The organism is Acinetobacter junii CIP 64.5 (assembly GCF_000368765.1).
Lineage (GTDB): Bacteria > Pseudomonadota > Gammaproteobacteria > Pseudomonadales > Moraxellaceae > Acinetobacter > Acinetobacter junii.
Genome location: NZ_KB849655.1, coordinates 483,349 through 497,424, shown reverse-complemented (window position 1 = coordinate 497,424; position 14,076 = coordinate 483,349). Strand labels below are relative to the sequence as shown.

Annotated in this window: 12 protein-coding genes and 4 pseudogenes; 10 read left to right on the top strand and 6 right to left on the bottom strand. The window is 36.9% G+C overall.

What is annotated here, in order from left to right:
- Positions 1 to 74: 74 nt before the first annotated feature.
- Together F948_RS08130 and F948_RS08125 are read left to right on the top strand one after the other, a co-directional pair.
- A complete protein-coding gene (locus F948_RS08130; protein WP_004962497.1) occupies positions 75 to 1,595 on the top strand; it encodes an McrB family protein in 1,521 nt (506 codons plus the stop codon).
- A complete protein-coding gene (locus F948_RS08125) occupies positions 1,595 to 2,941 on the top strand; it encodes an McrC family protein (RefSeq protein WP_004962496.1) in 1,347 nt (448 codons plus the stop codon). The genes F948_RS08130 and F948_RS08125 overlap by 1 nt, the downstream gene beginning before the upstream one ends.
- 6 nt (positions 2,942 to 2,947) lie before the next feature.
- On the opposite strand, the gene F948_RS08120 is transcribed toward F948_RS08125, so the two are convergent.
- Entirely contained in the window at positions 2,948 to 3,694 is a 747-nt protein-coding gene (locus F948_RS08120; protein WP_004912080.1) for an IS5 family transposase, read from the bottom strand.
- A 91-nt stretch (positions 3,695 to 3,785) separates the two neighbouring features.
- Positions 3,786 to 4,478 (bottom strand): hypothetical protein, encoded by a 693-nt coding sequence (locus F948_RS08115; protein ID WP_004962494.1) that lies wholly within the window; start codon positions 4,476 to 4,478, stop codon positions 3,786 to 3,788.
- 45 nt (positions 4,479 to 4,523) lie between these two features.
- Between F948_RS08115 and F948_RS08110 the strand changes: the two are divergent.
- Positions 4,524 to 5,209, top strand: a pseudogene (locus F948_RS08110) (metallophosphoesterase).
- A gap of 34 nt (positions 5,210 to 5,243) precedes the next feature.
- On the opposite strand, the pseudogene F948_RS16055 reads toward F948_RS08110, so the two are convergent.
- A pseudogene (locus tag F948_RS16055) lies at positions 5,244 to 6,318 on the bottom strand (IS3 family transposase).
- 168 nt (positions 6,319 to 6,486) lie between these two features.
- Here F948_RS16055 and F948_RS16585 point away from each other — a divergent pair.
- Both F948_RS16585 and F948_RS16395 read left to right on the top strand, forming a co-directional pair.
- Positions 6,487 to 6,642 (top strand): annotated as a pseudogene (locus tag F948_RS16585) (IS3 family transposase); the annotation flags it as partial.
- A pseudogene (locus F948_RS16395) lies at positions 6,639 to 6,779 on the top strand (integrase core domain-containing protein); the annotation flags it as partial. The pseudogenes F948_RS16585 and F948_RS16395, both read left to right, overlap by 4 nt.
- 99 nt (positions 6,780 to 6,878) lie before the next feature.
- On the opposite strand, the gene F948_RS16050 reads toward F948_RS16395, so the two are convergent.
- Both F948_RS16050 and F948_RS08085 read right to left on the bottom strand, forming a co-directional pair.
- The gene (locus F948_RS16050) at positions 6,879 to 7,112 is read right to left on the bottom strand and encodes a transposase (RefSeq protein WP_004962485.1); all 234 of its coding nucleotides are present in this window, start codon (positions 7,110 to 7,112) and stop codon (positions 6,879 to 6,881) included.
- Between the two features lie 272 nt (positions 7,113 to 7,384).
- On the bottom strand, positions 7,385 to 7,921 hold the full coding sequence (locus F948_RS08085) for a hypothetical protein (protein WP_004962483.1): 537 nt from the start codon (positions 7,919 to 7,921) through the stop codon (positions 7,385 to 7,387).
- Positions 7,922 to 8,247: 326 nt separating this feature from the next.
- Between F948_RS08085 and F948_RS08080 the strand changes: the two genes are divergently transcribed.
- From F948_RS08080 to F948_RS08060, 5 genes are read left to right on the top strand one after another with little or no spacing between them, the layout of a single operon-like run.
- Positions 8,248 to 8,730, top strand: a complete 483-nt coding sequence (locus F948_RS08080) for a hypothetical protein (protein WP_004962480.1) — start codon at positions 8,248 to 8,250, stop codon at positions 8,728 to 8,730.
- 42 nt (positions 8,731 to 8,772) lie between these two features.
- Positions 8,773 to 10,491, top strand: coding sequence for a hypothetical protein (locus tag F948_RS08075; RefSeq protein ID WP_004962478.1), 1,719 nt, complete (start codon positions 8,773 to 8,775; stop codon positions 10,489 to 10,491).
- 33 nt (positions 10,492 to 10,524) lie between these two features.
- Positions 10,525 to 10,758, top strand: a complete 234-nt coding sequence (locus tag F948_RS08070; protein ID WP_004962476.1) for a hypothetical protein — start codon at positions 10,525 to 10,527, stop codon at positions 10,756 to 10,758.
- Complete coding sequence (locus F948_RS08065) at positions 10,755 to 11,369, top strand: hypothetical protein (protein WP_004962475.1); 615 nt, start codon at positions 10,755 to 10,757, stop codon at positions 11,367 to 11,369. Before F948_RS08070 ends, F948_RS08065 begins: the two co-directional genes overlap by 4 nt.
- Before the next feature lie 42 nt (positions 11,370 to 11,411).
- On the top strand, positions 11,412 to 12,968 hold the full coding sequence (locus tag F948_RS08060; protein ID WP_004962472.1) for an AAA family ATPase: 1,557 nt from the start codon (positions 11,412 to 11,414) through the stop codon (positions 12,966 to 12,968).
- A gap of 415 nt (positions 12,969 to 13,383) precedes the next feature.
- On the opposite strand, the gene F948_RS08055 is transcribed toward F948_RS08060, so the two are convergent.
- Positions 13,384 to 14,076 (bottom strand): IS3 family transposase (locus F948_RS08055; protein ID WP_004962470.1); only part of this gene is annotated, 693 nt, incomplete at its 5' end.

The following is a 14,076-nucleotide window of genomic DNA, read 5'->3' as shown; positions in this document are numbered from 1 at the left end:
CGAAATAGGCGTAAACGCATGGGTTTACGTCTGAATTTAATTGCTGCAATTTACAACATGGAGTTGGTTAAAAAATGATTTTTGCAAGAGGTCTAGTTTTTAAAAATAAAAATGGCTCCATTGTCGAGCGAGATCATGACACGATTCCGAAACTGTGGGGGGTATTTAAAGAAATCAATGCTAAAGATAACCAGGAATATTTAAATTTCGATGATGTCAAGGAGATTTTGAAGATTAGTTCTGTTGGCATTAATAAATTATCTACAGCACTGTATCGTTGTAAACCTGAAGTCTATTTTCCACTCAATGCGGTTGGTCAAAGACATCTTACGAAGAATGAGATTAAATTTAATGTGAATTCAGGCAATACTGAAAAAGTTAATAAAAAGGTTTGGGGTGATTATATTGAAACTTTAAAAGCTCTGAAAAAGCGAAAACAAGAGAGCAGAAATATACTAGATAGTTATTCAAGGATTGTAGAGCAAGATAAGTTAAACGATGTATTATTCACACGAAATCAAATTTTGTATGGTCCTGCAGGGACAGGCAAAACATATAATACAATTAATGAAGCGTTATCAATTGTTTATAAGATTCAAAAAGATACTTTAAAAGAAATTATTCAGAAAGAACTGGAATCAAGAAAGATACCTATTTCAAATGAAAAAATTAGAGAGGAAATGAATCAAAGGTTCAATGAATATCTAAAAAGTACTGATAAACAAATAGTTCAAATTGGTTTTGTTACCTTTCACCAAAGCTATGGTTATGAAGATTTTGTAGAAGGCATTAAAGTTAAAGAAGTTAATGGACAATTAAAATATCCAGTAGAAGCAGGAGTGTTTAAACGTTTTTGTAAGTCCGCGAAAGATAATCCGACAGAAAACTATGTGCTGATTATTGATGAAATTAACCGAGGTAATATTTCCAAAATTTTTGGTGAACTTATTACTTTAATTGAGGAATCCAAACGTGCAGATCAACTTGAAGAGTTGTCTGTAACTCTTCCTTATTCAAATGAGCAATTTAGTGTACCAAACAATCTTTATATTATAGGTACGATGAACAGTTCTGACCGTTCATTAACTTCAGTAGATATTGCTTTAAGACGACGTTTTGAATTTATTGAAATGATGCCCGAGCCTAATGTTTTAAAGGATATTCAAATCACTGATTATAAAGATATAAATGTCAAAGCCATTTTGGAGACTATGAATAAACGGATTCAGGTGCTACTGGATCGCGATCATTGTATTGGGCATGCATATTTTATTTCATTGAAAAACGATGCCAGCTTAGAAAAGTTAATGAAAATATTTGAGAAAAAAATTATCCCATTATTACAAGAATATTTCTTTGATGATTGGGGAAAAATTAATTTAGTACTTAATAAAAATGGGATGGTGAAGATGGAAAAAGTAGAAGAGTATTTATTTTCTAACATGCAACCACATGAACGGGAACATTTAGCAAGTAGAAATTGGGACATCAATACAGCACTATTTGAGGGTGATGTTGATAAAAAGAAAGAAGCACTGATGAAAATCATTGAGGGAAAAAATAAAGAAAGCATTATGGAAAAGGTTGCTTCATAGTGCTTTTCACGATTAGAGAATATGGTGTCATTGAAGATAATGGCACCAATACCGAAATGATGGTGCCAACACAATTAGATCGTATTAAAGTACCAAGTTCGGTATTTGATTATCTATGCGAGTTGGCTGGTCAATATAAAAAAAATGGGGTTCCTATATTTGAAATAGAAGGGAGAAGAACACTCAAAGTTGATAATTTTGTGGGAATTATTTCTACGCCGTGTGGGCACACAATTGAGATATTACCCAAACACGTCGATATACAAACACAAGATCAAAAGGAAGAAGTACTTGCGAATGAACGTCAGTTACTTCGAAAGATGCTAGAAGCCTTGTGGAAGCTCCCACCTGCTCGTGAAGTGGGAGAGGCTTCACTAGATAAGTTGAATTTGCCTTTAAGTGAATGGATCATGAGTCTTTTTTTGCAGGCATGCAACCTATTGCTTCAGCGAGGTGTACGGTCTGAATATCAACGTATCGCAGAGCAAAGTGCCTATTTAAAAGGTAAATTGAATATCCAAAGATATCTGACTCAACCAGTGACCGAGCAACATCGTTTTCCGATTGAACATGATATTTTTTCTTTAAATACGGCGCCAAATCGTCTTATTAAAACTGCATTAGAAAGAATATGTAAACTCACACAAGATAATGATAATTGGCGATTGGCAAATGAAATTCGTCTTAAATTAAATGAGGTGCCAACAAGTACATTGCCGCGTTTAGACTTTCCCCAATGGAAATCAGGCCGTTTATATGCTCAATATGAACCAATCAAAGTCTGGTGTGAAATAGTCCTAGGAGAGCAGACACCATCTGCATTACATGGTGAATGGCATGGAATGAGTTTGCTGTTTCCGATGGAAAAGTTATTTGAAGCTTATGTTCTGAGTAAGCTAGAAGAACAATACTCAGAGCATTACCAAATCCAAAGGCAGAAGAGTAATAAATATTTGTGCCATCATAATGGAAAAGATAGATTTAATCTTCGACCAGACATTTATTTTAAAGCTAAAAAAGATACACATAGCAATATGATTCTAGATACAAAATGGAAATTATTGGATCAGAATAGTGAAGATCAGCGTTATGGAATCAGCGATGGTGATATGCAGCAAATGTTTGCTTATAGTTATATGTACCTTGAACACGATGGTCCAATAGTTTTGATTTATCCAAAAAGTTCCAAATTTAATAAAGCTTTACCAGAGTTTCAGTTAAATAAGCATGAAAGAGATCAAGGGAAAAATCCAGAGATATTGGTTCTTCCTTTTGATCTAGATAATGATGAATTAATCGGTTTTGATATGAAAAAATTAGGGTCTGTTGACATTTACTGTTCATAATTAAACCTATAAAGGTAGCCATAAAAATATACAGGCTAAGGCAACAGCACTTTGATAATTTCTTTTGAGCTTGTCATATCGAGTAGCTATCCCTCTAAATTGTTTTAATCTACAAAACATATTTTCAACTAAATGCCTGATTTTATATAAATACCAGTCCATATGATCATTGTTCGATTGGCTATTTATTTTCTTTGGTATATTCGCTTTTGTTCCTGTTTTTCTGATCTGCTCACGCAGTGGTTCTGAATCATAGCCTTTATCTGCGCATACCACTTCTGTCTCTTTTAAATCTAATGTTGCTATTAAATCAGGTGCAACTTTGATGTCATGTGTAGTGCCATCGGTAATCATGAAATCAATAGGATTGCCATGTGAATCAACAATCAAATGTATTTTTGAGGAGTTTCCTCCTACACTTTTAGAAATGGATTGATTCGCTATACCGGCAGAATGTTGATGAGCACGTACGTGAGAGCCATCAATAAAAATCCACTCCATATCGGGGCATGATGCTAATAATTTGAATAATCTAAGCAACTTACCGCTGCTTGACCAACGATTAAAACGTTTGAAAATAGAGTTTGATTGACCGAAATAGGAAGGAATATCTCGCCACGGACAGCCTGTTCTAATTCTATAGAGAATAGCTTCAATAAAATTACGTAAATTTGAGTTGTGATGAATAGATAAATTACGCAAAATAGTTTTCAACTTTTGCCAGTGTTGATCTGTCAGCATGGTACGAGGCATAGCGAATAGTAAAATTGGGTTTGGCGATTTGATTTTACTACTTCGCTATTTTTTAAGCTAAAAGTGTCAACACACCCTAAGCCATTAGAGACTATTGACTCAAATGTACGATAGCTAACCTATTATCTGATAGGGGGTGCTTTGAAAGCACAACGCTAAAGAACACATCTCTATCTTTTGCATATGTTAAATGATCAACAGTATTTTCTATCAGCTGTAAATAGCCAGATTCAGAAGAGAATTCATAGCCTATTGAAAAATTGAAGGATACTGTTTCAGTATTCGATATCGTATTAAGGTAGGTATGGAGTTGTTGTTCATAACTAACATTATCTTGCAATATTTCATGGATATTGATGCATCGATATCCATCTTTATATGAGTCAGAATTAAAAAAATCCTGAGGATCAAGATAATATTCAGCCGAGCAATAGAACTTAATAAAACTATGGTAAAGATTTTCTAAAGCTTGTTGAGAATTCATCGACTGCTCGTACTTAAAGATTAGGGCATGTAGATCATTTTCTAATTTATTCTTTGAACATGTAGGCATGATAAGATGAATTTTATTACAATTTATTTGTAGATTGCTAAGTTCATCACAGGACTCCAAGATGACAATATGGATTTTATTTTCAGTCTTTCTAGGGATCTGTTCTAAAGTTTTAACTGTAAATAATATAGGGTTTAGTCCATCTTCAAATGGCTTATAAAAATCAAGTGAAATTTTATTATTTGTATAAATAACAATATTTTGTAATGAATCGGAGGCTGTCGTGGTCATGTTCTATAATGTGATTCAAAATTCGTAGAAGGTTTTATTCATAGCATGAATGATGTAATAAAGATACTTGTAAACCAAAATTATAATTCAGTTTATATCGTTGGAGATCTTCACGGGTCTTATAGTCTTCTAATGCAAGAGCTTCATCTAAAGAATTTTGATTTTGACAATGACTTGCTTGTATGCACAGGAGATATCATTGACAGAGGTACTGAAAATTTAGAATGTATTTCATTACTCGATCAAAAATGGTTTTTGACTGTGCGCGGTAATCATGAAGAAATGTGTATTCGAGGACAGCATGATCCTAAAATGAAAGACATGCATGCAAGGAATGGGGGAGCATGGTTTTATAGACAATTTCAAAAGACACGGCAGAGAATTATTGGTCGTTTAGCAAAGTTACCATTGGTGATTGAAGTTGAGCTGAAAGATAAAAAGATAGGTATTGTTCATGCCGACATTGATATTCACGATTGGAATGCTTTTAAGGAAGATCTTGTTAAGGCGATTATAAAATTTCTGGAATCACATCGGCTTATACAAATGCTTTGTGGGGGCGGAGGAGAATACGTAATTACTCAGATAAATATGATATTGTCGAAAATATTGACGAAATTTATATTGGTCATACAATTGTCAAAGAGCAGACACAAATCGACAATTGTCACTATATTGATGTAGGCTCATATTTTACTAAGAAGCTATGTATTGTTAAAGTCCAAGGGTAATCCTCCCATAAATAACTGAATTTAAAAGTAGAGGTTAAGCAGCCATCAAAGGTGGTTTGCCTCCGTTAGCTTGATGTGGTCGTTCATGATTGTAGTGCCACAACCACTGTGTTGCATAATCTTGTACTTGCTCCAATGTGTCGAACAAATGTTTGCTCACCCAACTATAACGCATTGTACGATTGTATCGTTCGATATAAGCATTTTGTTGTGGCTTGCCTGGTTGAATATATTCAATACGGATACCATGCTCAGCTGCCCAACGTACGAATTCGTGGCTGATAAATTCAGGTCCATTGTCGCAGCGAATCACAAGCGGTTTGTCTCTCCATTCGAGCAATTGGTTAAGTGTACGAATGACGCGCAGTGCAGGCAGTGAAAAACCTGCTTCAATCACTAAACCCTCACGTCGATAGTCGTCAATTACGTTAAGCAAACGGTAACTTCGTCCATCACTTAACTGATCATGCATAAAATCCAATGACCATACTTGATTTGGATGAGTTGGTTCCTTCAATGGTTCAGGTACATGTCGTTTTAATCGTCTTCTTGGTTTGATCCGCAGATTCAATGCCAGCTCACAGTAAATACGGTAAACACGCTTATGATTCCAACCACACTTCTCAACATGGCGTAGATAAGAGAAGCATAGCCCGAAGCCCCAATCTGTTTTTCTTCGGTGAGTTCAATCAATTGTTCTGCAATCAGTGCATTGTCATCGTTCAATTTGGACTGATAACGGTAGCAGGTTTCACTGATACTAAATGCACGGCAGGCCAAACGAATACTGACGGCATGATCACCAACGGCTTGTTGTGCCATCTGACGACGACAAGATGGCTTTACCACTTTTTTGACATGGCTTCCTGAATGATTTCAGCTTTAAGCCGCTCTTCAGCATACATCTTTTTTAGCTTGGCATTTTCGGCTTCTAGTTCTTTCAATCGAGTAATTAATGAGGCATCCATGCCGCCATATTTAGCCCGCCATTTGTAAAAAGTCGCATTACTCATACCATGTTCACGGCAAAGGGTGGCAACAGGCGTGCCAGACTCCGCTTGTTTCAAAATAGACATAATCTGACTGTCAGTAAATTTAGATGTTTTCATGCAGAATCTCCTGCTTTGATCTTAAGAGAAAATTCTACTTTTAGATCCTATTTTTTTTAGGGGGGATTACCCAATAAAAGAAGGTGAACCGTACCGGGTTTGTCAGAGAGTCAATATTCTGAGATGAGAAGCTTTGCTTCGCAAGACGTAGCGAAGCGTAGTGTCCCGATGACAAAATTAAAATATACCCCTGAAATCAGAGAAAGAGCGTTTCAATTATTGATTGAATCTGAAAAAGATTATCCTTCTACTTGGGCTGCAATCACAGCAATTGCGCCTAAGATTGGTTGTACTCCTGAAACACTTCGTGCCTGGCATCAGCGGATGTACAACTTGCGACACTAAACTGGGTAGATTGGTTCAATAAAAAGCGTGTACACAGTGCACTGGGTTATGTATCGCCTTTTGAGTTTCAAGCAATGTACTATGATAAGATTAACCCGTTAGGTCAGGTGGCCTAACTTAAATAAAAAAGTCTCCGACAAACCCGGTAGGGTTCACCAAAATGACAACCATATTAACCAAGGGGGCATTTTTTAAATGCCATTAGGGGGACATTTTTACACTGCCGCTAACAGACTGGATGGGGTTATTAATGATGAGACCATTGATCTTGATTGACGAATCCATTTATGCAACAGATTCGCATTGACCTGATGTTGCATTGCTACCTTAGCCACCGATGTGTCTGGCTGCTGACATTGCTGAATAAGTGGATGTTTAAATTCAGCTGTGAAGGTTCGACGGGGCTTTTTTAGCGTGGGCGTGCTGTCTATAACTGTCTTTAAATCCATAAATAGGTGTCCACTTAAATTTAAGTGGACACTATCGGGATGTTGAGCAGATAAGAAAAGTTGGGTTCAGCGGATGCTTACTTTAAAATCAGGAACAGCACGTCTAGCTGCTATTTATTTTGATTACCAGGAAATTGTGGAGTGGCATAAAAAGCAACTTGAATTGAGATAGTTTTATAAATTGTGTCCTAACTAAAGATTACAGTAGTAATCTTTAGTTCAGGGTTATTTTAACTTTTCAACGATGAACCTAAATAAGCAGGGATTTTTGATTACATATGATTGCGAATACTGCCAATACGTTTGCCTTTAATCCACTGCTTTGGATTAAATAATGCGCCAGATTTATCAGCTACTAGAAGTCCAATAATGGGAGTAATAATAGCCAATATAAGTAGGGCGTTTGCCCGACTTTCACGCCGTTGCCTTGCTGTTTGCCCACTTGGCTTGATGAGAGAAATAAGATTAATTACCCAAAGAAAGGCAAGAGGCAGTTTTGTCATCAGTGCCATGAGAACTTTCCATATCACACGATCATTGTCGATGAAAGTATTTTTAACCATGATACAGAACAGAATAAATGCCACAATGATCGCAAGTGGTACACTGAAGTTAGGGCTGCCGCCCAACATATGAAAAATGAAAATAATGCCAAAAAGTGAAGTCGGAATAAGAAAAGTCAATCCAAGATCATCGTAGTCTCTAAACACAATGATAGTACGATTTTTGCCAGCACCTAAGAAAATCCCGGTAATAACAATACTGAAATATACTAATAAAATAATGTTATAAATATTGTAGCCTTCCATGTATTTCCCCTTATAGTAAAAACTGGCTTTGTTGCATAAATATGTAAGCATCTGATTTAAATAAATTTAATTTTGGATCAAAAAATAATCAAAACTTTTAAAATCATATAGTTATGAAATATTTGTGCAACAAAGCCGTAAAAACTATAAAATTAAAGAATTATAAATTTTTTGATTCATCTATTCATGCTCATAATTATTGTGTAAATTACTAATTATACAAGTTTTTTATTATTAAGAATGTATTAACAATAGAGTATATCAAATAGATTTATATAGTTTTTTAGTATTCTATTTAAGAATTGAAGGTTCACAAGGAAAAGTATATGAGGAAACTGTTAACTGCAGAGTCTGCTAAAAAACAAGATACAGATTTGCGGCTTTCATCTAACTCTATCTTAACAGGTACAAAGGTAAGCTCACCTGTTGAGTTGGAGAGGGCTTTAAGAATGCCAAGAAGTAAAAAGTATCTTGAATATATAAAAATATTGGATACTGGAACTCACCATAGTAACAAAACTTCATTGCAAGAACTGAAGGAGAATATACAAAAAGAATTGCCTGAAGCGGCAATAGGCTTACTTATAGGGATCGTTTCTAAGTGTTATTTAGGAGCTCCTTACGAAGTTCATACCTTAGACTTTTTTGGTCAGATCATTGAACACTATAAAGTAGGGGAAAGTATGAAATCAGAATTAGAAAGAGCTCGTACTTTAGCCAAACATCACAACTATATGTGCATTGAAGTTTATTCTGACAGAATGGTGGCGATTTCAGATGATGGTACGGCGGCAATAATAAATAAATAAATTTTTTAACTTAGCAATAACTCAATATAAAAGGGGTGAAATATGGCTGAACGTATTATACAGACGGCGGATTTGTCAAATATTAATAGAAGTCTATCAGCATTAGGAAACAGCCTAGATCAGATCTCAGGTCAAATTGACGTAGTTGATCAAAATTTAAATGCTACACAGCAGGACTTAGTTAATCTTTGGCAAGAGTTCCGTGATTTTGTAGCGGCTGATGTTAGGGCTAAAGAAATTAGCTTGGCTGAAACTCGTCAAGTTAAAATCAGACAAGAGCTTGATACAAGTTATGGTCACTATGGGCAAGTAAGACGTATTGCAACAGGTATCTTGCAGGCGGCTGATATTAAGATTGTTCGTCAAGAAACAATGCAAAATGCTACTGAAGAATTAATGTTATTGACGCCTAAATATTGGTTAGCACCAGCATTAGTCGCTTTAGGTGCTTGGTTAAACGATAATAAGGACCTTGCACAAAAAGCATTGAGCGAAGCGTTAAAGCGTGATGATGAAAAAACGACACTCTTTTTTGCATTGGTGTCACGTCGTGCACAGCGATTAGCTGCATGCCAGACATGGTTAGATCGTTATTTAGGACAACAAGATCCATTTAATTTAGATCGTCAAACTGTAGTATTAGTGGATGCATTGGTAAATGGAGTTTTTGGTGCCAGTGTAAGAATGCAATGTTCATCTAGAATTGAACAATGGGTAACTGAGTTAGAAGCTCAAGCAGGTTTTGTCGAAGAACAGCGTTCCCAATGGGAAGATGCAATTAAAACAAAATATCCAAATCAGGATTTTTCTAAAAATTATCCTAGATTGTATAAAGCAGTTCCAAGTAGTGATTGGCAACAAATCAGTGAGTCATTGAATCACACACAAATTCATTCAATTCTTCATAAATATTTTAGCGATATATTTGAGGGGGAAATTAAACCATCCCCTAGTTTGAATGATGAAGTGGATTTGCTCTTAGATAAGCTTGTGCAAAACTTTGATGATGAAGAATTGCCTCTTAGACAGCAAGAACATCTATGCCAGCTGATTATTGATGAAATGGGCGATCGTTCTGTCGCTGAAGAGAAATATCGCTTAGAAGAGAAAACATTAAGCGACATGGTAAGCTTTACGCAGTTACTTACCAACGCTGCTATGCATCCGCAACTTTCACATGCCTCTGTAGCGACACAGCGTTATGCTATTGCACTTTCTAAACAATGGATTGTAGATGCCCATCAAGATTTGACAGCTAGTATCAGAGCAGAATTTCCGCAAAAGTTGACCTTGAACTTAGCCGAGTGTAATTGGACCGGTGAAACTAACAATGGAAGTAATGAAGCATTATTGCTGCAAGATTTAGAAAGACATATCGAAGCGCAAAAACAACAGGCAATTGCAAATGTCAAACTTCAAATGCCAACTTATATTAAAGCGGTTATTGGTGGTGCATTAATTTTACTCACCGGTTTTGCTGTTTGGGCAATTGTAATAGGTGCTGCTTTATTATGGTGGGCGTTCATGGATTATAAGAATTTAGATAACCAGAAGAAAAATGTTGCTCAGCATTATGAATATCTTAAAGAACAGAGTGCCAATGAGCTTAAAGCTATCTTAGCTGAAGTTGTAGATATGCGGAAACAGTTAATGCACCAAGACAGTGAATCAAGTCTAGTTTCAGATTTCTTTAATGAACTCTCATCGAAAGAATATCTGATGTCTGCTCATGATAAAGGCCGAAATTTAATGGCTGGCTAACACAAATACTAATTAAGATAGAGGGAATAAAACATGGAAAATCATGAGAATGCAACAGATACAAATATTTCTTCCAAAACTAGAGTGTTTCTACATGAGGCAACTCAGAATGACGCACCTCAAGCACAAGTGAAGGAAGCAACTGTGAATATTGCGCAATCACAGCTGAATACAGGCAATACTCAATTCTTTGTGGGAGAGTTTCCTGAATGGGATTTGTTGCCTCAAACTGGATTTGTACGTCGATTTAAAAAGAGCAAAATATGAGTCGAAAATTGACTTGGGCCGGTACATCGGAGAAACACAACCCTGATGTACCTGTGCAGGTGCCACATACATATTCAGAGTGGTGTGATTGTTTGGGCTATTTGAAAGACAGCCAATATGACAAAGATATTAAAGTGCTCATGTCAAAAGGTAGCTTAAGCTGGACTTCCGGTGTCGCTGAGCGTTTTTCAGAGCGTTTGGCACTGGTTTTTAACATGCGTCTGCAAGAGTGTGCTCAGCGCCTAGATCGTAATATCTCATACAGTAATGACGAGTCGGGGCTGATCACGGGATTGCTTAGTGCACGAAGAACATTAAGCTTTCTTCATGAAATTGCAACCTTAGAGTGTTTTCCAGAACTATTGCAAAAACACTTGACTACTGAGCTTGAACATTATGCTAAAAGGACGCAAAGCAGTTTGGAAAATAGTGCATCCCGAGATAGAACAGGCCGTTTACTTAGTATTATTAAGCATAATTCGATATTGAATTTTACGAAAGTAAGTGTGCCATCTAAGGATATGCCGTATATATCTCAAAAGAACCAGCCACTAACTGACACTGCTATTTCTGAGACTTCTACAAAATTTAAAAGACGTAATTTTCTGTAATTAATTTCAATAATTTATTCGAATGAATGAGAAATCAAAATCATGAGTGATACAAAGGAATTTAAACAAACTCTAACTCGATATTTAAAAGCACGTATACCGTTTATCTCTATACGTAGCGCAGAGCGAGCTCGTGTTCTTGATATTTGCAAAGAAATTATTTCTGAGCTTAATGCTAGCTTCTATGTACATACCTTATCTCAAGGTACTCGAGAGATTATAAGCAATCGAGGTGTAAATGATGATCGTTCAGTTATTGGAGCTTTGGACTTTGCAAGTAGTCAAATGATGCAGCGTCAGCAGTTATCTTTTTTGTTAACGGAAGTAACTGATTTAGAAGATGATACTAATTTTGCTCGTCAAATGCAGGACGTTGTGATGTTGGCGGCTGAAAATGGTGGAAGTGTAATAGTCATTACTTCAAAACCAGTCTGGAGTCAGCTTCAGCGTTTAGGTATGTCCTTAACGTTGTCAATGCCGACAGAAGATGAAATGGCTGAGCTTATTCATGAACAAATTACGGCATATCGCGAGCATTTCCCAATTGAATGGGATCTCAACGATGAGAAACAAGCAGCAGCAATTTTAACTGGTATTTCCCGTATTGAAGCTGAAAATATTATTGCAACTTTTTTAGCAAATGGGAGAGTTACAAAAGCAGACCTTAAGGAGTTAATGCATGTTAAGGATCGTATTTTTGCTGATATCTCAGGCGTAGAGCGAGTGGTAGTCCGAGAGGACAGTCTTAGTGTAGGCGGTTTAGCTGGACTACAAGCTTGGCTGGATAAAGAAAGACCTTTATTAACAGCAGATTTGCGTGAACGTGGTATCAGACCGCCACGAGGGGTTCTGCTAGTTGGAGTACCAGGGTGTGGAAAATCCTTATCAGCGAAAGCAATTGCGGCCAGCTGGGGACTCCCATTGTACCGCTTGGATTTATCGACTATCCATGGACAATACTTAGGTCAAAGTGAAGGCAGGTTAAAAGATGCATTAACCACAGCAGATCATGTTGCTCCTTGTGTGCTGTGGATTGATGAAATTGAAAAAGGATTGGCTGGTGCCGGTCAATCCAGTGATGGCGGAACCGCAACGCGTCTAGTAGGACAGTTTTTATATTGGTTGCAGGAAGCAACATCGAGAGTATTTGTTGTAGCTACGGCGAATGATGTTTCGATGCTCCCTCCAGAGTTATTACGCCGTGGCCGATTTGATGAATTATTTTTTGTTGATTTGCCTACACCGATAGAGCGTAAAGAAATTATTGAAATTTATATCAGACGTGGTTTGAAGAGAGATATTGATCCTACACTCATGGATGAATTAGTTCAATTGTCGGAAGGTTTCGCTGGATCTGATTTGGAAGCAGCTGTAAGAGAAGTAGTTAAAGAAGCATATCTTAATGGGGATGATGTCATTAATACGGATTTATTCAGACAAAGTTTTGAAAATGTGGTGCCTCTCTCTCAAACAAGTCCTGAACAGATAGAAGCTATACGTAATTGGGGAAGAGAAAGGGCTGTACCTGCTTCAGGACACATGCAGATGAATAAAATTGATAAGAGTACAGTGAAGATGCGCAGGGCTGTATTACAGTAAATTATTGATGTATTCGTCCTAAATAGAATGCATTTATAAAAAATGCATTCTATTGATATAAACAGTGAGGCCTAGAAAAAATAGGGTTTAATTCACGTCAAAAGTGATATTGGCCTGCTCAAGCATCCAATTCTCATATTCTGTATGCCATTTTCTTAGTAGATCAATTAGCCGAACAGTGTAATGCTTCTCTTCGGTACCGCTAGGTTTGTGTCCCGCAATTTGGGCAACGATACCGCTAGGTAAAGATAACTATTCTGAAAAGAGTTTTGAGTGAACGCCGTGGTCGATACTATTCCTAATCCTCTGAATCTGGATCATCTTTTAAAACTCGTGGCTGTTTTATTATCAAAAAATTGTAGAATGGCATAGGAAGGGTAATCCTCCCATAAATAACTGAATTTAAAAGTAGAGGTTAAGCAGCCATTAGAGGTGGCTTTCCTTTGTTAGCTTGATGTGGTCTTTCATGGTTGTAATGCCACAACCAGTTTGTTGCATAATCTTGTACTTCATCCAAAGTATCAAATAAATGCTTGCTCAGCCAACTATAACGTATGGTCCGATTATAGCGTTCAATATACGCATTCTGCTGCGGCTTACCCGGTTGAATATATTCAATACGAATACCGTGCTCAGTAGCCCAGCGCACAAATTTGTGACTGATAAATTCGGGACCATTATCGCATCGGATCACTAACGGTTTTTCTCTCCACTCCAGCAATTGATTCAACGTACGAATAACCCTGATTGTGGGCAATGAGAACCCTGCTTCAATGGCTAGGCCTTCGCGGCGGTAATCATCAATCACATTCAATAATCGAAACTTGCGACCATCGGAAAGCTGATCATGCATAAAATCTAATGACCAAACCTGATTTTCTCGGATTGGTTCTTTCAATGGTTCAGGCGCATGCCGTTTTAGTCTTCTTCTCGGTTTAATACGCAGATTCAGTGCCAACTCACAGTAAATGCGGTAAACCCGCTTGTGATTCCAGCAGCAACTCCCAACATGCCGTAAATACGAGAAGCACAAACCAAAGCCCCAATCGGAATTTTCCTCAGTGAGTTCAATGAGCTGTTCAGCAATGAGTGCATTGTCATCGCTGAG

Coding starts and splice junctions, on each gene's coding strand:
- F948_RS08070 (WP_004962476.1), top strand. CDS start 10,525: ATGGAAAATCATGAGAATGCAACAGATACAAATATTTCTTCCAAAACT.
- F948_RS08115 (WP_004962494.1), bottom strand. CDS start 4,478: ATGACCACGACAGCCTCCGATTCATTACAAAATATTGTTATTTATACA.
- F948_RS08060 (WP_004962472.1), top strand. CDS start 11,412: ATGAGTGATACAAAGGAATTTAAACAAACTCTAACTCGATATTTAAAA.
- F948_RS08065 (WP_004962475.1), top strand. CDS start 10,755: ATGAGTCGAAAATTGACTTGGGCCGGTACATCGGAGAAACACAACCCT.
- F948_RS08085 (WP_004962483.1), bottom strand. CDS start 7,921: ATGGAAGGCTACAATATTTATAACATTATTTTATTAGTATATTTCAGT.
- F948_RS08130 (WP_004962497.1), top strand. CDS start 75: ATGATTTTTGCAAGAGGTCTAGTTTTTAAAAATAAAAATGGCTCCATT.
- F948_RS16050 (WP_004962485.1), bottom strand. CDS start 7,112: ATGGATTTAAAGACAGTTATAGACAGCACGCCCACGCTAAAAAAGCCC.
- F948_RS08080 (WP_004962480.1), top strand. CDS start 8,248: ATGAGGAAACTGTTAACTGCAGAGTCTGCTAAAAAACAAGATACAGAT.
- F948_RS08120 (WP_004912080.1), bottom strand. CDS start 3,694: ATGCCTCGTACCATGCTGACAGATCAACACTGGCAAAAGTTGAAAACT.
- F948_RS08075 (WP_004962478.1), top strand. CDS start 8,773: ATGGCTGAACGTATTATACAGACGGCGGATTTGTCAAATATTAATAGA.